Genomic DNA, 17318 nt, shown 5'->3' with positions numbered 1-17318 from the left:
CTCGTGGCAGTTGTCGCATTGGCGTGTAGCTCGGAAGGACGCTCCGGCACCACCGACTCTGTGGCCAGCACCGCGACAGACGACACGCTGCGCGCTGCCGTGATCACCGACACGGTGGCCAACGACTCCGATGACCCGGCCATCTGGATCGATACCGTCAATCCGGCCAACTCTCTCATTCTGGGCACGGACAAGGGAGACAGCACCGGTGGCGTGTACGTCTTCGGGCTTGATGGCCGCATCGATACGACACGGACCCGTCGTCCGATGCTCCGGCCGAACAACGTGGATGCCATTACCGGCCTGACGGTTGGCGGCAAGATGATCGACATTGCCGTTGCGGCCGAACGAGGGCGCATGGCACTCCGTGTGTTCCAACTGCCGGAGATGACCCCGATCGACAACGGCGGCATCCCGGTGTTCGATGGGGATACGACCCGCGCCCCCATGGGGGTCGCCCTCTACAAGCGTGCCAGTGATGGCGCGGTGTTCGCCATTGTTGGCGGCAAGAGCGGACCCACGGATGGGTATTTGTGGCAGTACCGGCTGGAAGATGCCGGTAACGGCTCCGTACGCGGCACCAAGGTGCGTGCGTTTGGTGCCTTCAGTGGCACCAAGGAAATCGAGGCCATCACCGTGGACCAGTCGCTGGGCTACGTGTTCTACAGCGACGAGACCGTCGGCATTCGCAAGTACCACGCAGATCCGGTCCACCCGGACGCCGCACGTGAATTGGCTCTTTTCGCCACCACCGGTTTCGTGCAGGATCACGAAGGACTTGCGATCTATCCGACGAGCGATAGCACCGGCTTCCTGATCGCATCGGACCAGCAGGGGCAACGCATTCAGCTGTTCCGCCGCGAAGGCAGTGCCGGCAAGCCCCACGACCACGTGTCTATCGCCACGATTCCGGTATCGGCGAAGGAAACGGATGGTCTGGAAGTCACGGCCAAGGCGCTCTCCCCGTCGTTCCCGGAAGGCGCACTGGTCATGATGTCCACCGATCGCACCTTCCACATCTTCGATTGGCGCGAGGTGCGCAAGCGCTTACCGCAATAACCATCGCAATGATGTAATTAGTGACGAAGACCAAGCGGGGGCGCCGGTTCACAAACCAGCGCCCCCGTAATGCGTTGCCCGACGGCGCAATCGATGTCGTGCTCGGTCAGCCGTTTTTCTTCTGCCGCACGGCCCGCTTCACATCGCGACGTTCCTGCTTCACGTCACGCTTCCCTTCGCGAATCTCACGCGTCTCGTTCTTCACGGCCGCCGAGTCGCCGGCACGACCAGCCTGACGGCGATCGCGCTGATCATGGTTCACTTCGCGCTTGGCATCGCGCAACTCGCGCACTTCCTGCTTGACGGCCTGCGCGGACGCCGAGGCCACAGGAACAGCGGCAGCGATAATGGCAGCAATAATGAAACGACGCATGGGGCTACCCTCCGAATCACTAGGACCTCGGTACGCGCCGCCGTGTGCGTCGCCGTCCCCTCGGTCTTCAGGGAATTAGACGCCGGCCCACACCGGGTGTTAATCCGACGCCCCCCGTACCGATTCCTTCCCCCGGCGTGACAGCCCGGTGACGGGGACACGGTAGCCATCACACATGCGACGCGACACAGAACTCACCCGACTCGTGATCGGCGAGGCCATCCAGATACATCGGTCGCTCTGCCCTGGCCTCTTCGAGTCGGCCTACGAGGAGATCCTCTTTCGACGATTAGGCCGACGTGGCGTACATGTCGAGCGTCAGCTGGTCATCCCATTCGACTATGAGGGTGAACGTCTCTCCCTCGGTTTCCGAATCGACTTGCTCGTCGAGAAAGAATTGGTAGTCGAAATCAAGAGTGTTGAACGCCCATCGCCGATTCATCAACGCCAGCTGCTGACGTATCTCCGGCTGATGAACCTTCCACTTGGGCTTCTGATCAATTTTGGAATGGACACTCTAACTGCTGGCCTCGATCGCGTTACGAACTTTGACTGCCGTCCGAAAGGACCCTGAACTCCAATCACAGAGGCAGCCAAGAAACATAGAGGTCACGGAGTGACCTCTGCCAAGCGGCCGAGACACCTCCGTGACCTCTGTTTCCTCTGTGTCCTCTGTGAGAGTTCTTGAGCAATCTGTTCATCTCACAGGGCCACCAATCAACGTGTTTGCTTATCAAGCAGCCGCTGGGCATGAGCCGCCACCGGCGCGTCGGGGCTACGCAAGTACTTCTTGAGCCAGACTCGCACATCGGCATCCTCATAGCGCGCGCCGAGTTCCAGTGCGCACGTCAGCTCGGCCTGTGTCTCCGCCATGTCGGCCAATTGCTGATACGCATTGAAGCCGAAGGCATAGGCGGTCTGCGTGGCAAGGGAGTCCACCGCCGGGGGCAGCGGCAACGCCAGCGCCTGCTCCGCCTGGCCCGCCTTGAAGAGCGGGTTCCGGAGGGCCACACACCCCTGCATGGCCGACACCACCTTGTCCGCCACGCCTGGCCCGCAGGCCGTCTGGAAGGCGGTACCCAGCGCGATAGCGCTGAGTACCACCACACGACGCGTTACCGTCACGGAGTCGCCGAACATCCCGCCACCACCGTGCACTTGGGGTCGAGCGGCGGCAGCTTGAGGCGTGCCAGTTCCGCGTTCACCGCCGTGAGATCCGTCTTCCACACCTTCTCCAGCGACGCCTGATACCCCGAGAGTTCCTTGGACAGAATGCCCAGGATCTCCGGCATGTAGGTGCCCGGCGGGCCGTCACCGCGTTCGGCCATCGAGAGCAAGTTGGCCAATCGGTTGTTCACGCGGATGGGGAAGTTGAGCGGATCCTGGCCGCTCTGGTTCTTCACCTGGTACACGCTCTGCTCCACCGCAAAGGCGTTGCTGCGCAGCGTTTCCCCCTTGCTCTTGAGCTGCGCATCGTCCTTGGCGCGGGTGTAGCGATCATCCAGCTGCGACTTCACGCGGCGGATCTCGATCACGGCCCGCTGCGCTTCGTTCGTCTTGTCACGCACCTTTTTGCCAAATGCGTACTGCGCCCGCAGGTCCGCGTCGGTGACTTCCGGAATGAGCGGGCTGCGCTGAATGCGTAGCGGCGCCTTGAGCTCCTGACCGTCCGCCGTGAGACGCACGGTATAATTGCCCGGCGGCAATGCCGGACCGGCCGTTCCCGCACCCCAGAGAATCATGCCGGGGAAGCTTTCGATACCGGTGGCACGCAGGTCAAACATGAAACGCGTGAGTCCTGCAGCAACGGGGAAGCTGGTCAGCGTCCCGCGACGACGACCGCCACCCGGGCCAGCCACGGCCGGTGCCGCCGTATCACCCGTAAACTCACGCAGGACGGCGCCCAGTGAGTCCACAATGGCCAGCGTGGCGCGCTTGGGCTTCTCGGCAAACATCCAGCTGAGCGTCACGCCCGGCGAGGAGCGGAGCCCCACGGCCGGCGTGAACAGATGCGACTTGGCCGCCACCGTAATCGGCGTGGCCTGACGGAGCGGCGCAATGTTGTCGAGCACCCAGAAGCTGCGACCGTGGGTCGCGATCACGAGTTCGTCGCGCTCGACGATGAGGTCGGCCACCGGCACATCGGGCATGTTGAGCTTGAGGCTCTGCCACTGTGCGCCGTCGTTGTACGAGATGTACACCCCGTGCTGCGTGGCGGCGTACAGCAGGCCGCGACGCGTGGGGTCTTCGCGCACCGCGTGCACGTAATCTTCCGCACCAAGTCCCGTCACGATCTTCGTCCACGTCTTGCCGTAGTCCGCGGTCTTGAAGATGTACGGCGCGCGGTCGTTGAGCAGCGGGCGACGCACGGAGATGTACGCGGTACCCGCATCAAACGCCGAGGCGTCGATCTGCGACACGCGGCCAAAGTCCGGCATGTCCTTGGGCGTCACGTTGGTCCAGGTGGTGCCGCCATTGCGCGTCACATGCACCAACCCGTCGTCGGAGCCGGTGAAGATGACGTTCACATCGCGCTTGCTCGGCCCCACGGAGAAAATCACGCCGTAGACTTCGGGGCCGTTCATGTCACCCGTAATGGGCCCGCCCGACTTCTCCTGAGTTTCCGGTGCGTGGCGCGTGAGATCGGGGCTCAGATTCTTCCACGTGCGTCCGCCATCACGCGACGACCACAGGCGCTGCGACGAAACGTAGAGCAGCTTGGGATCGATCGGCGAGAAGAGAATGGGGAACGTCCACTGCCAGCGTTCCTTGATCTCCTTGGAGGGCTCACCCGAGTAGAACCACGGGTACGGGTTCACTTCACGCGACAGGCCCGTCTTCTTGTTGAACTTGTCGACGTAGCCGCCGTTGTTCGTGCCGGAATAGAACACGTCCACATCCAGCGGATCGGGCGCGATGTAGCCGGGCTCACCGCCGCCCGCCTGGTACGACACCGCCGTACCACCCTGCGCTTCCTGGCCCGGCGCCGCATTCTGCCGGCCCAGGTTCCAGTTCATCGGTGTGCACAGCGTGCTGTTGTCCTGCTGTGATCCGCACACATGGAACGGCACGTGCTTGGTGGTAATCGCGTGATACCACTGCGACGTGGGGAAATCCTGCGCCGAGTACTTCTTCCCCGTATCGAACGTGACGGTACCACCACCGTCGTTACCGGCCACCAGGTGCGACGGATCTTCCGGATCAATCCACAAGTCGTGCCAGTCACCGTGGCTGCCGTTGCCGATGCTCACCAGCGTCTTGCCGGCATCGGCCGAACGGAAGAAGGACACGTTCTCGATGTACACGAGATCAGCGTTCTGGTGATCGGCAAAGAGGTGCGTGTAGTAGAACGCGCGCTGACGGATGTTGCGGTCGCTATTCATCAGCTTCCACGTCGCGCCGGCGTCGTCGCTCATGAAGAGCCCGCCGTTTTCGTTTTCAATGAGTGCATACACCCGACCCGGCTTCGCCGCCGTCACGGCCACGCCGATCTTGCCCACGAGCCCAGAGGGCAAGCCGGTGGCGCGTGTGATTTCCGTCCACGTGTCGCCGCCGTCCGTGCTCTTGAAGAGCCCCGAGCCGGGACCGCCCGACGACATCTGATATTCCTTGCGGTACGCTTCCCAGATGGCCGCGTACATCACCTGCGGATTGGTGCGATCGAGCGCAATGTCCACCGCGCCGCTCTTCGCGTCGCGGAACAGCACCCGCTTCCAGGTCGCGCCACCGTCGATGCTCTTGTACACGCCGCGCTCGTCGCTCGGCACGCTATACTTGCCGAAGACCGCCGCAAAGACGATGTCCGGATTGGTGGGGTGTACACGGATCTTGGAGATCGCATCCACGGTGCGGAAGCCGACGTGCTTCCAGGTCTTGCCGGCATCAATGCTTTTGTAGATGCCATCACCCGGCATGATGTTGCCGCGAATCGCGCTCTCCCCGGTGCCGATGTAGACCACGTCGGGGTTGGACTCACTGACCGCCACCGCGCCAACCGAGGCGCTGGTGATCTGGCCGTCCGTTACCGGCGTCCAGGTTTCGCCGCCGTCGGTGGTCTTCCAGAGCCCGCCACCGGTGGCGCCAAAGTAGGCCTCATTCTTTCGCCCTTTCACTCCACTGGCCGCAATCGAGCGGCCGCCACGGTCCGGGCCGATGTTGCGCCAGCGGAAGTTCTTGAGGAAGCCCGAATCGAGCGTGACCGGCGCCAGTGCCGGCGCAGCGGCCGGACGGGCCGCTGATCGCGCCGGGGGCTGTACCAGCGCAACAGCCGGCAGGGCCAGCAGGACCAATGATCGCAGGGACATCATGGGCAACGGAGGTTAGAGAAAGGTGGAGAAGGCCTACGATGCAGGCTACGGCCGGGAGGCGCAACTCGCTGGACGGAAACGGCGCCTTCGGAAGGCAGCCGCACGACGTCCGCACAAGAAACGGTCCCGCGCGCCGTTCGGCACGCGGGACCATTCCGTTCTTCCAGTCGTTCGTGCCCTGCCGCCGGCAGGCCGCCCGAATCAGCCCAGCTTCGCCTGCAGGTACGCCTTCAGCTGCGATGCGTCCACCCGGTCCTGCGCCAGCGTGTCGCGGTTCCGCACGGTCACCGTCTGGTCGCCCGTGCTCTGCCCGTCGACCGTGATGCAGAACGGTGTACCCACTTCATCCTGCCGACGATAACGCTTGCCAATGGAACCCGACTCGTCGTAGTCCACCGTGAACGATCCACGCAGCTCCTTCATGATGGCCTGCGCCATCTCGGGCTGGCCGTCCTTCTTGGTGAGCGGGAAGATGGCCGCCTTGATGGGCGCGATGGCGGGGTTCAGCCCAAGCACCACGCGACCTTCCGCTTCCCCTTCCACCGCTTCTTCGCGATACGCGTTCACCAGCGCCGCCAACGTCACGCGGTCGGCGCCCACCGACGTCTCAATCACGTAGGGCACGTAGCGCTTGTTCCCCACCTGATCGAAGTACTCGAGCTTCTTGCTCGAGAACGTCTGGTGCTGCGTGAGGTCGAAGTCGCCACGATTGTGCACGCCTTCGATTTCCTGAAAGCCCAGCGTCCCGCCAAAATCGAACGTCACGTCGAACGCCGCACGCGCATAGTGCGCCAGTTCACCAGCGCTGTGCTGGTGGAACTCGAGGCGCTCAGGCGACAGCCCGAGATCAAGGTGCCACTGCATGCGCAGCGCCTTCCACTGCTCGAACCACTCCATATCCGTGCCCGGTTCGACGAAGAACTGCATCTCCATCTGCTCGAACTCGCGCGTGCGGAAAATGAAGTTGCCGGGCGTGATTTCGTTGCGGAACGCCTTGCCGATCTGCGCAATGCCGAACGGCACTTTCTGGCGCATCGACTGCTGCACATTGAGGAAGTTCACGAAGATGCCCTGCGCCGTTTCGGGACGCAGATACACAATGCTCGCGCTTTCCTCCAGCGCGCCCATGTGCGTCTTGAACATCAGATTGAACTGCCGCGCCTCCGTCAGCGCGCAGGCGTCATGCTGCCCGGGCTGCTTGCTGGGCTTCTGCGGACACTTCGCGTCTTCCAGCTTGTCGGCGCGGAACCGCCCCTTGCAGGTCTTGCAGTCCACCAGCGGGTCCACGAACCCGGCCACGTGCCCCGAGGCTTCCCAGGTGCGCGGGTGCATCAGAATGGCCGCATCCAACCCTTCAATGTCGTCGCGCGAACGCACCATCGCGTTCCACCAGCGATCCTTGATGTTCTTCTTGAGTTCCACACCCAATGGACCGTAGTCCCACACCGATCCCGTGCCGCCATAAATTTCGGACGACTGGAAGATGAAGCCGCGACGCTTGCACAGCGACACCAGCTTGTCCATCACATCGGGATAGCTCATACGAAAGAGGGGAACAGGTGGACCGTAACGCGTCAGCGCCACGAAGACTGCAGGTGAGCCACGATCGCATCGCCGTGATCGCGGCCATTCTCGATGAAAATACGATTCGCCTGGTTGCCCGAGGCTATGACTCCCGCAAGGTAGACGCCGGGGAATGGCGTGGCCATGGTGAGCGGATCGTGGGCGGGAATACCCGAGTCGGGGTCGATGGGCACCCCGATCTGCTCCAGCAGCCCGGTCTCCGGAAGATAGCCGGTCATGGTGTACACCTGCGTCGCCGGAAGCCGCTCGTCCCCCTGCGGTCCCCGCACCACGACGGCGTCCGGCTCGATGGCCACGACGCGCGCACCGAAACGCGCCCCAATCGTGCCTTCGCGCAGCCGCGCCTCAATGTCGGGGCGTACCCAGGGCTTCACGTTGCTGTCCAGCGTGTCGCCAAAATGCACCATGGTGACCCGAGCCCCGGCGCGGTACATGTCGAGCGCCGCATCCACGGCCGAATTGGCTCCGCCCACGATGACCACGGGCTCGCGCCACGCCGAGTGCCCTTCCACGTACCCGTGCTGCACGTGGGGCAATGACTCCCCGGGAACGCCGAGCCGGTTGGGACGACCGAAGTACCCCGTGGCAATGACCACCGCGTGGGTGGCCACCTGACGCACACCGCCGGTGCGCTGCACCGAACGCAGCAGCCAGCGGGGGGCGCGATGCGACGCCCCCCCGGGGGCGGACGGTGCCTCAACCCCGGCGGGAAGCGACTGGAGCGTCTCCACACGCTCGTACTGCCGCACGTCGAGATCGTACACGTCGGCCACTCCGCGGTAGTACGCGAGGGCATCCCGACGCGTGGGCTTGTCGGTGGCGACAATGAACGGCACCCCGCCAATGCTGATCCGTTCGGCGGTGGAAAAGAACGACATGTAGGTGGGGTAGCTGGCGATGCCATTCACCAGGCAGCCCCGGTCGAGCACCACCGCCCGCAACCCGGCCCGTTGCGCCGCGATGGCGGCCGCCAGCCCACACGGGCCAGCCCCCACCACCGCGACATCAACGACCTCATCCACCACCGGGTGCGCCGACGGCGCGCGTCCTTCCGTCGCTGACCCGGTCACGTCCGACACGAATGCCTTACGCCTGCGCGACAGGAATGATCTGATCCCGGCGCGTCCCCACGCTCACGTAGGCGATGGGCGTTTCACACAGCTGCTCGAGACGATCCAGATAGGCCCGCGCCGCCGCCGGCAGGTCGGCCAGCGTCCGCGCGTCCTGCGTGGACTGCTGCCACCCCGGGAACCACTCGTAGATGGGCTCCGCCTTCTCCAGCACCGCGAGGTCGGCCGGGAACTCCGTGAACACTTCGTCTCCCACCTTGTAGCCCGTGCACACCGCCAGCTGCTCCAGCGTATCCAGGACGTCAAGCTTGGTGATGGCCAGCCCGGTAAGGCCGTTCACGCGCGCGGCGTAGCGCACCACCACCCCGTCAAACCACCCACAGCGGCGCGGACGTCCCGTCGTGGCCCCGAACTCATGCCCCAGCTGACGCACATGGCTGTGCAGGGGCTCTTCGAGTTCCGTGGGCAGCGGGCCGTTGCCGACGCGCGTGGTATACGCCTTCACCACGCCCAGCGCCGCGTTGAGCGCCATGGGCGAAATGCCCACGCCCGTGGCCGCGCCACCAACCGTGGTGTTGCTCGACGTCACAAACGGATACGTGCCGTGATCGATATCGAGCAGCGATCCCTGGGCGCCTTCCAGCAAGACCGCCGCCCCGCTCTTGATGGCGCGATGGACGCACAGCCCCACATCGTCCGCCAGCCCGAGCAACCGCGGCGCCAAGGCGCCCAGCGTCGCCATCGTGTCGTCCACACTGGCCCGCACGTCGCTGCCGGAACGTTCGAGCTGCGCGTTCGCGCGCTCAACTCCCGACGTGACCAGTTCGCGCAGGCGCTCGACGTTGCGCAAATCCAGCACCCGCACGCCGCGGCGCGCCACCTTGTCCTCGTACGCCGGCCCAATGCCGCGTCCGGTGGTGCCAATCGCCTTGCTGGCCGCGCTCGCCTTATCCACCAGCTTGTGGTACGGCATGACGAGATGCGCGCGCTCGCTCACATACAAGCGCCCCTCCACATCCACGCCGTCCTCCACCAGCTCGTCCACTTCCGTGAACAACGTCTCGGGGTCCATCACGACGCCGTTGCCAATGGCACAGCGCACCCCGGGGTGCAGGATGCCACTGGGGATCTGGTGCAGGATGAACGACTTGTCGCCGATGTGGACGGTGTGCCCGGCGTTGGCGCCGCCCTGATAGCGCACCACCCAGTCGGCCTGTTCGGCCAGCACGTCCACCAGCTTGCCCTTGCCCTCGTCGCCCCACTGCGCGCCTACCACCACGACGGTGCGCGTCTTCGAATCGAACATGCGATCAGCTCTCCGGCGACCTGGTCGGCCGCGCACAAAAAACGCCCCGCGGACGATCCGCGGGGCGTTGTGCAAATCTAGGCAGAAGAGGGCCTGAATCAATGACGTGAGCGCAATCCGAACGGGATTTCACCCCGTCCCCGACAGCCGCCCCACCAGCGCCGCCGCTCCGACCCACACGACGATCGCCAACCCGAAGCCCACCTTCATGGCCGCCGCCGCCACGCGCCCCAGCAGCGCCCCCTTGGCCACCGTGACCGGCTCGCCGCGCCGTTCTCTGGGGACCGTGAGTTCGGCCAGCAAGGCGCCGGCGAAGGCCCCGGCAAAGGCCCCGACCATGCTGCCCAGCACTGGCACCGGGACGCCCACAAAGGCCCCGATAATCCCGCCGCCAATGGCGCCCCACGACGCCCGCCGGGACCCCCCGTACTTGCGGGCGTAGCTCCCGGCCACCGTGAACTCCACCACTTCAGCCGCGATCACCAACGCCGAGACCACCAGTAGCGTGACCAGCCCTACGCTCCCTGCCGGGACCGCCATCCAGTACACCAGCGTGGCCCCCAGCATGACCCACAGCCCTGGCAGCCCCAGCGGGACCAACAAGAGCCCCGTCACCAAGGCGAGCGCGAGCAACGAGAGCGCGAACATGACAGAACCTACGCTCGCCGTGGCGTCCGGTTTCAGCCCTCGTTCGCCCCCACCGATAGTTGCCATACAAAGTATTGCGATTGAACACCTTAGCGTCCGATTTCATAGAACCGGAAGTCTAAAACGTCGTTGTTCATATCGTGACACCACCTGCCCTTTAGTCCTACATCAACGAGACGAGACCACACTGCATACGGATCGCGACGCGGCGGCCCAATGGTCCAGCGTCGCGCCCTGAGATATACGGAGCGCGGGCTGGTACTCGCCCCCAACGCCCGTCCCGAGGTGCCACTTGGCCCTGGACATTCGACACGCGCTCTCAGCGAGCGCTCCGGAGTCGCTGGAAGCGCTCCGGGAGATGCTTGGGAATCTGGAAGCCCAACTCGTCAGTCTCTACGAGGAGAAGGAACAGTCCTGGCAACAGGCTGCCCCCGACGAAGCCCTTACCGCGCTGTATGAAGACAAACAGCGCCTGAGTGCACGCACGATTGCGGAGCTCCGCAGCAGCGTGGAAAGCCTCGCCGCCCAATTGGGCGAGTTCTACGAAGCGCGTGAACATGGCCACCCCGAGGCAAGCAGCGCGCCGGCGGGAGACCATGCCGCGCTCTCCGAAACGCTGGGCAGTCTCACCGAGCAGTTGCACGCGTTGTATGACGAGCGGGCAACCGCCGCATACGGACATCTCGAAGCGATCGAGATGGTCCAGAGCCTCGAAGCGCAGGTGGCGTCCCTCCTTGAAGAGCGGAACGACCTCGCAGAACAGCTTGACCGTGCCGCCCACGACGTAAGCTCTGCCAAACGTCGCGCCCGCGAACTCGTCAACGCGCTCGTCGATCAATCCTTCTCCTGAGTCCAGCCGCTCCGGCTTCGATTCCACTCAAACCGTCGTTCAATTCGAGGAGTGTTCTCATGTCCTTCGTACCTTCACAGTTCATTGCCCAGATTCCCTCAGTGGATCGCCCCAACGCCGATGCCCAGCCCTTCGGCATTGTGCAGGTGGATGATGCGGGTGTGATCAAGCTCTACAATCGCTGGGAATCGGAAATGGCCGGCGTCCCCGTGGCCTCCGCCGAAGGGCGCAACTTCTTCACGCAGGTTGCGCCGTGCACCAACAACCGGCTCATGTTCGGCAAGTTCAAGGATGGGGTGGCCAAAGGTGAACTCGATTCGGAGTTCAACTACACCTTCACCTACAAAATGAAGCCCACGAACGTGCAGATCCGCCTGTTCCGCCATGCGCCCTCGGCAACGAACTGGGTGCTCGTTGGCCTGCGCGCCGCCTGAACACTTGCTGCCTCCGTGTGTCACTCCATGTCGGGTGGCACACGGCTCCTTACCTGATGGTCAGGTTCATCGTTTTTCGCGCGTGAGTACCATGCCAACACTTGCTGCACAGCTGATTCATATTGCCGATGCTGCCGTTATTGCCACCGACACCCGTGCGATAGCCGAGTCCCTCGAGTTACCCGCTGACGTCCGCGCGCAGGTCGTGGACGACGCGATGCGTTTGTGCAACGATATCACATCGCTCGCGGAAGCCATGGGTGAAGACGAGGATGAGCCGGAACTCTATCGGTCGTTGGCCGCGCTGTGGCTGGAGCTGCGCTTTGAATGGCAGCGCCACAATCTCGTGGCCAACTACGATACCATGCGCACGGGTACCTGCGCTCCGCTCATCATGGTGCGCGCCTCTGTGGCGTCCTACGTCCTCGATCGAATCGAGGCCCTGCTGGCCCAGGAACACCGTGAGCGCCTCGGCGACTCAGCAGTCGACATGCTCGACGCCCTGCGCACCGATGTCGAGCACGCTCGCGTCTCTTCCGCGGACTAGCCACCATGATCTCCTGGTTTCGCCGTCTCTTGCGCCGCCGGACAGCACCCCAGTCGGCCCCCGTACGTCCGCGCAGCGGTGCTGAAGTCGGCGAGGACCAGAGCGCGCCCACGCCAGTGACTTCAGACGTCACGGTCACACGTGTCGCGGCCGCCACGGCGATGGCCACACCAGCGATAGCGGCCGAACGTATCGACTGGACGCAGCGCTGGGGGAATCGGCTCGACCAGGTGGACGATCTGCTCAAGGCACATCCGGTGGCGGCACAGCAACCCGATGCGGCAGCACTGGTACAATTGCTGCGCGATGGACCAGAGGCGGTCATCCGTCAACTGCCCACGGCCGCCCGCCAGGCACTGGCCTTTTGTGAAGACGCCAGTCTTTCACGCTCCCAATTGGGCGCAAAACTGGGGAACGATCCCGCCCTCGTGCAGGGGCTCCTCCGCACTGCAAATTCGGCCGCCTTTTCGGCCGGCCGCGCCGCGGTACTCGGGATTGATCAGGCCCTCGACCGGATTGGTGTGAGTGGCACCCGCGCCGTCGTACTCGCCAGCTGCGTCGACGGGCTGCTCAGTCATCCCGGTGGCGAATTCAATGCCATGGCTGCTGACGTGTGGGCGCACATGGTGCGTACCGCACCGCTGGCCCGCGCCATGGCACCGGCATTTGCCGCCGAGGCGGATGAAGCCTTCGCCATCGCCCTGCTCCACGACATCGGGAAACTGGTGATTTTCGATCGAATTTCTGTACTGCGGGCATCGCGGCGCCGCCCCATTACCCTCGATGCCAGCTTCGCACATCTGTTGCTGCAAGAGTTGCACGAGCCGATCGGTGCGCTGGCCGCTGAACGATGGGGGATGGGTGAGCGCGCCGCGAATGCCATTGGGACACACCATCGGATGATGCACGCCACGCAACGTGATTCCTTGTCGGAGGTGCTGTTCCTGGCGGAACGGGCTGACCACGCCATGCGCCGGTCATCTCCATTGGATCTTGATGCCCTCTGGCAGTTGGGTCGGCTGACCGGCTCACCGGCCCGCGTGGCCACAGCGTTGCAGCAGTTCCAGCACGCGGCGTAAGGAGCCCTATATGACAGACCGTCTCCCTGCATTGCTCGCACTCCTTGACAGTGCCGATGTACGTGATCGCATTCGGCTCATGATCGAGGAACTGGGCGGCGTCAGTGATACCGACGCCGAAGCGATCGTGGAGCATACGGACGCGCGCCTGCATGGCATTGCCGAGTCGCTGCGTGACGTGTGCTTCGACGACGATACCTCGGAAGCGCACAACATGCTGCCGTGGATCTGGCTCGAACTGCGATTCGAATGGATGCGCTATAACCTGCAGATGCAGTACCAGACCATTCTGCTGGGAACGGCGAACCCGGCTTTGATGGCGCGTGGTGCTGCCCTGTCGTATCTGCTGGAAGCGGTCGAACTTCACCTCGATGCCGAATCCGCCTTTCTCGTGCAGAAGATCGCGGCCGATCCTGCAGGAGCGGCGCGTGGTGCCATTGAGCGGACGGACCGTCTGTTCTCGCTTATGGCTTCTGCCAGTGCCGGTGGCCGTGATGCCGTGGAGTCGTTGCTGGTGGCCCAGGATCAGATTGCCCGGCACACCGATTCGCAGCCGGTTCGTCAGGAAATGAGCAAGGCGATCAGTGCCGTCATCGAGAAAGTCGGCGGCGCACTACGGGTGTCGGTGGTCGACTTTGCCCACGCGTTCGAGGGCGTGCTGATTCGGCAACTGGGACAGGCACCCGTTCGCGTGGCGTTGTCGCAAGAAAGCCCGGACTACAACCTCACCATCCCCAGTGCCGTTGCGAACGCCCTCCTCAAGGCCAGCGCCGAATGGATGAGTGCGATTGCCGCATCATCGCTCCATCGCACCGCGCAGGAGCGTATGGAAGCAGGGCTGCCCGCCCATGTCACGTTGCGCGTGTCATTGAAACGCACGGGAGACCGGGTCGAACTTATGCTCAGTGATGATGCCGACGGGACCGTGGACTACCATCCCCAGTGGCGCGCCTGGCCCATTCGGGACTTGAAGCTGAGTCTCTCACAGAATGCGGGCACAGGCAGCACAATGATCTTCCGGTGCGATGTGGCCAGTGTCACGGAGTACCTCATGTTGCGCGTGGGCGCATCCGACCGGGACGCCGTGGTAGGTATCCCCATGCGCATGGTGGGACACATTGAACGCCGGGATGCGTCTGCGGTTGCCGTACAGGGCAGTCGTCTGATCAGCCGCCAGGATGGCGGTACAGTGCAACTCATCGATCTGGGCGACAGCATGTTCCAAGCGCCCATCAGTGCGGATGAGGCCACGTATGTCCATGTCCGTCCGGATGGGGACGAAGGAGACGCCCTTGCGCTGCGAGTACGCGGAGTCGAAGGCGTCTGCCGCGGCAGTCTCAAATCGATGCCTGCCATGCTCGAACAGGCCCCGCTGCGGGGATTTGTTCAGGCCGACCAGCGGATCGTCGGGATCGTTGATTTCGACCGACTGTTGGAGCGGGATACCGACACCCAGCGATGGACGCTCATGTTGGCGGCCGCATGACATCCGTACCGTCACGCCGGAACGTCTCCAGCCACTTCTCGTCAACAGAGCCGCAGCGTCACGTGGGACGGGAGGGTGAGAACCTGGCGAAATCGCTGCTCGTCCACGGATCCCACGAGGACATGGCTCACTGGCTCGTGGCCCAGCACGCGTTCGATGGCGGTGATGTCGTGCGCGCTCAGCACGAACAGTTCCTCGGCGCAAAGCAAGGGGGCCAACACACCACCAACCAATCCCGACTCATGGTGCCAGTCAACGAGGCTCAGGACACAGCGTCCCTGCAACGATGCATCGCGACACTGCTCCATGACAGCATGGAGCAACTCCGCGTGCGTCAGCCCGCGCTTATCGCGCAGACGCACGACCGGCTCCTCGAGGCGATCGGGCTGGCGAGGGTGGGAGCAACGGCTGGTGAGGCTGCGGGACTCGTTGGGCCATCCGCCATTCGCCGGAGCATGCATCCACGGCGGCGCCATCTCCGGAAGCAACGACACCACCAGCACCGTGCCGTCGACCCGTTCAACGCGCCCGAGCAAAGCACTGAGCTCGCAGTCGGGCGAATGGATCTCCACGGAAATTCCATCCCACAAGCAGGCCAGCAACAACTGCAGCAGCCCGTCCCCTGACGGCAGCGCACACACCACCACGTCGCCAGCCAGAATACCGGCGTTTCGCAGGTGGTGCGTCCAGGTGCGCATCCCGGCCCAAAGAGACGCCGCACTGCGCACCGCGTCGGGGAACAGCACCACCGGTGTGGCGTTCGAGGCAAGACACCGATGCAAACGATCGCGCCACAGGGCGGTCGCGGGCCCCATTCCGATGCCGGAGTGCGTTGGCTCTTGGGAAGGCGAGTTGGACATGTCGACAGGAATCATGATGGCAACAGCAGTCCTACCGGAAGAGGTTATCGCGACAATGCCCTGCCTGGCGTCGTCTGTGGACCTCGGCGGCACGCTCACCACCCGGGACATCCACGCCGTAGCCACGGGCGCATGCCCGGTTCACATTGGAGAGGACGCACGCGCGCGGATGGCCGCGTCGCACGCCACGCTCACCCGCATGGTTGAAGAGCGCCGACGCATTTATGGCGTCACCACGGGGTACGGCCCGCTGGCGTCGCATCCCGTCACGCCTGAGCATGCTCACCTGCTGCAGCGCAATCTGGTGTATCACCTGTGCAGCGGGGTGGGGAAACCCCTGTCGCCGGTACACACGCGCGCCATGATGGCTGCGCGTGCCTCAAGCCTTGCACGTGGATACTCGGGCGTGAGCGCGCCGCTCTTCGATCGTCTGCTCGAGTGCCTCAATCTCGGGCTCGTCCCCGTAGTCCCCGAGATGGGCACGGTGGGTGCAAGCGGTGACCTCACCCCATTGGCCCACGTGGCGCTCACCCTGATGGGTGAGGGTGAAATGTGGTACGACGGAACGCGACTGCCGGCGAGCGCCGCCTTGCAGGCCGCAGGGCTGGCCCCCATAACGCTCGGGCATAAAGAGGGCATTGCCTTGGTCAACGGCACCTCCTGCATGACCGGCATTGCCGCCGTGAATGCCGAACGGGCCCGACGGGCCGCCCATCTTGCCCTGCGCCTCAGCGTCCTGTACGCCGAATGCCTGGGCGGTCGCCTGGAAGCATGGGATGCACGATTCGCCGACGCACGCCCTCATCCCGGGCAGAAGACGGCCCATGCCGCGCTCCAGCGTTGGACTGCCGGCAGCGACCGACTCGTTCCCCATGTCCAGCCCCCGCCGCGTCTCGACGAATCACAGGCCGTGGAAGGGTGGCTTCCCGAAGGGGAGTGTCCGCAGGATCCGTACACCATTCGCTGTGTACCGCAGGTCATTGGGGCGGTGCTCGACGTCATGCGCTTCCACGATGAGACCGTTACGGTGGAGCTGCATAGTGCAACCGATAACCCGCTGGTGTTTGCGGACGATGACGCGATTCTGCACGGTGGCAATTTTTACGGGCAGCACGTGGCCTTCGCGTCGGACGCATTGCAGATGGCCGTCGTGAAGCTGGCTATTCATGCCGAGCGTTGTATTGCGCGACTCACCGACCGCACCCAGAATCACGGCCTGCCGGCCTTTCTGCACGGTGGACCGGACGGGGTGAACTCGGGGTTCATGGGGGCCCAGGTGACGGCCAGCGCACTGGTCGCTGAGCTACGGACGCGGGCGGTACCAGCCTCCATTCAGTCGGTGCCCACGAATGCCAACAATCAGGATGTCGTGACGATGGGTACCATTGCCGCGCGCAAGACGGCCGACTCGCTCGATCTGGTATTTCATGTCCTGGCCATTCATGCGCTGGCGCTTGCGCAGGCAGCGGAACAACGCGGCGGCACCGTACTGGCCGGCTTTTCGCCCGGTAGTCGGGCCGTCGTACGGTGGATTCGCGAGCAGCACGAGTATCTGTATCAGGATCGCCCGTTGTCACCAGACATCCAGCAACTCTCAGGGAACCTCGAACGCGTAGACTGGGACGCCTCACTCACCCACTGAAACGCTGAGACCGGAGACGGCCAGAAGCAGACAGTGAGAGCATTGCGACGATCGAACGTGCGATGGATATCGC

The 17318-nt window shown here is 64.1% G+C and carries 16 protein-coding genes; 8 read left to right on the top strand and 8 right to left on the bottom strand.

What is annotated here, in order from left to right; translation table 11 throughout:
• Positions 1-3: 3 nt before the first annotated feature.
• On the top strand, positions 4-1059 hold the full coding sequence (locus GEMMAAP_RS05380) for a phytase (protein WP_202969191.1): 1056 nt from the start codon (positions 4-6) through the stop codon (positions 1057-1059).
• Between the two features lie 106 nt (positions 1060-1165).
• On the opposite strand, the gene GEMMAAP_RS05375 is transcribed toward GEMMAAP_RS05380, so the two are convergent.
• Positions 1166-1432, bottom strand: a complete 267-nt coding sequence (locus GEMMAAP_RS05375; RefSeq protein WP_026849929.1) for a hypothetical protein — start codon at positions 1430-1432, stop codon at positions 1166-1168.
• 175 nt (positions 1433-1607) lie between these two features.
• On the opposite strand from GEMMAAP_RS05375, the gene GEMMAAP_RS21155 reads away from it, so the two are divergent.
• Entirely contained in the window at positions 1608-2006 is a 399-nt protein-coding gene (locus GEMMAAP_RS21155) for a GxxExxY protein (protein ID WP_075071436.1), read from the top strand.
• 143 nt (positions 2007-2149) lie between these two features.
• On the opposite strand, the gene GEMMAAP_RS05365 is transcribed toward GEMMAAP_RS21155, so the two are convergent.
• The 6 genes from GEMMAAP_RS05365 to GEMMAAP_RS05340 all read right to left on the bottom strand — a co-directional run bounded on the left by GEMMAAP_RS05365 (position 2150) and on the right by GEMMAAP_RS05340 (position 10347).
• Positions 2150-2572: a hypothetical protein gene (locus GEMMAAP_RS05365; protein WP_026849930.1), complete on the bottom strand. Its 423-nt coding sequence runs from the start codon at positions 2570-2572 to the stop codon at positions 2150-2152.
• The gene (locus GEMMAAP_RS05360) at positions 2554-5739 is read right to left on the bottom strand and encodes a WD40/YVTN/BNR-like repeat-containing protein (protein WP_238588184.1); all 3186 of its coding nucleotides are present in this window, start codon (positions 5737-5739) and stop codon (positions 2554-2556) included. Before GEMMAAP_RS05360 ends, GEMMAAP_RS05365 begins: the two co-directional genes overlap by 19 nt.
• 201 nt (positions 5740-5940) lie before the next feature.
• A complete protein-coding gene (locus GEMMAAP_RS05355; protein WP_026849932.1) occupies positions 5941-7281 on the bottom strand; it encodes a glycine--tRNA ligase in 1341 nt (446 codons plus the stop codon).
• Positions 7282-7313: 32 nt separating this feature from the next.
• On the bottom strand, positions 7314-8393 hold the full coding sequence (locus GEMMAAP_RS05350) for a YpdA family putative bacillithiol disulfide reductase (protein ID WP_158514744.1): 1080 nt from the start codon (positions 8391-8393) through the stop codon (positions 7314-7316).
• Between the two features lie 16 nt (positions 8394-8409).
• Positions 8410-9699 carry an adenylosuccinate synthase gene (locus GEMMAAP_RS05345; protein WP_026849934.1) on the bottom strand — a complete coding sequence of 430 codons (1290 nt, stop codon included), beginning with the start codon at positions 9697-9699 and terminating at the stop codon, positions 8410-8412.
• A 129-nt stretch (positions 9700-9828) separates the two neighbouring features.
• Positions 9829-10347 (bottom strand): DUF456 domain-containing protein, encoded by a 519-nt coding sequence (locus tag GEMMAAP_RS05340; RefSeq protein WP_026849935.1) that lies wholly within the window; start codon positions 10345-10347, stop codon positions 9829-9831.
• 292 nt (positions 10348-10639) lie between these two features.
• Between GEMMAAP_RS05340 and GEMMAAP_RS05335 the strand changes: the two genes are divergently transcribed.
• The 5 genes from GEMMAAP_RS05335 to GEMMAAP_RS05315 all read left to right on the top strand — a co-directional run bounded on the left by GEMMAAP_RS05335 (position 10640) and on the right by GEMMAAP_RS05315 (position 14743).
• Positions 10640-11197: a hypothetical protein gene (locus GEMMAAP_RS05335; protein ID WP_026849936.1), complete on the top strand. Its 558-nt coding sequence runs from the start codon at positions 10640-10642 to the stop codon at positions 11195-11197.
• A 59-nt stretch (positions 11198-11256) separates the two neighbouring features.
• Positions 11257-11631 (top strand): PAS domain-containing protein, encoded by a 375-nt coding sequence (locus tag GEMMAAP_RS05330; protein WP_026849937.1) that lies wholly within the window; start codon positions 11257-11259, stop codon positions 11629-11631.
• Positions 11632-11722: 91 nt separating this feature from the next.
• Complete coding sequence (locus tag GEMMAAP_RS05325) at positions 11723-12178, top strand: hypothetical protein (protein WP_026849938.1); 456 nt, start codon at positions 11723-11725, stop codon at positions 12176-12178.
• A 116-nt stretch (positions 12179-12294) separates the two neighbouring features.
• Positions 12295-13257, top strand: a complete 963-nt coding sequence (locus GEMMAAP_RS05320) for an HDOD domain-containing protein (RefSeq protein ID WP_158514743.1) — start codon at positions 12295-12297, stop codon at positions 13255-13257.
• 10 nt (positions 13258-13267) lie between these two features.
• Positions 13268-14743, top strand: a complete 1476-nt coding sequence (locus GEMMAAP_RS05315; protein WP_026849941.1) for a hypothetical protein — start codon at positions 13268-13270, stop codon at positions 14741-14743.
• A gap of 41 nt (positions 14744-14784) precedes the next feature.
• Here GEMMAAP_RS05315 and GEMMAAP_RS20500 read toward each other — a convergent pair whose 3' ends face one another.
• Positions 14785-15618, bottom strand: a complete 834-nt coding sequence (locus tag GEMMAAP_RS20500) for a hypothetical protein (RefSeq protein ID WP_158514742.1) — start codon at positions 15616-15618, stop codon at positions 14785-14787.
• A 40-nt stretch (positions 15619-15658) separates the two neighbouring features.
• On the opposite strand from GEMMAAP_RS20500, the gene GEMMAAP_RS05305 reads away from it, so the two are divergent.
• Complete coding sequence (locus GEMMAAP_RS05305; RefSeq protein ID WP_053334237.1) at positions 15659-17245, top strand: HAL/PAL/TAL family ammonia-lyase; 1587 nt, start codon at positions 15659-15661, stop codon at positions 17243-17245.
• Positions 17246-17318: the final 73 nt, after the last annotated feature.

It is taken from the genome of Gemmatimonas phototrophica (genome assembly GCF_000695095.2).
Lineage (GTDB): Bacteria > Gemmatimonadota > Gemmatimonadetes > Gemmatimonadales > Gemmatimonadaceae > Gemmatimonas > Gemmatimonas phototrophica.
Note: the sequence above shows the minus strand (reverse complement) of the source record. Positions and strands in the feature narration are given on the sequence as shown.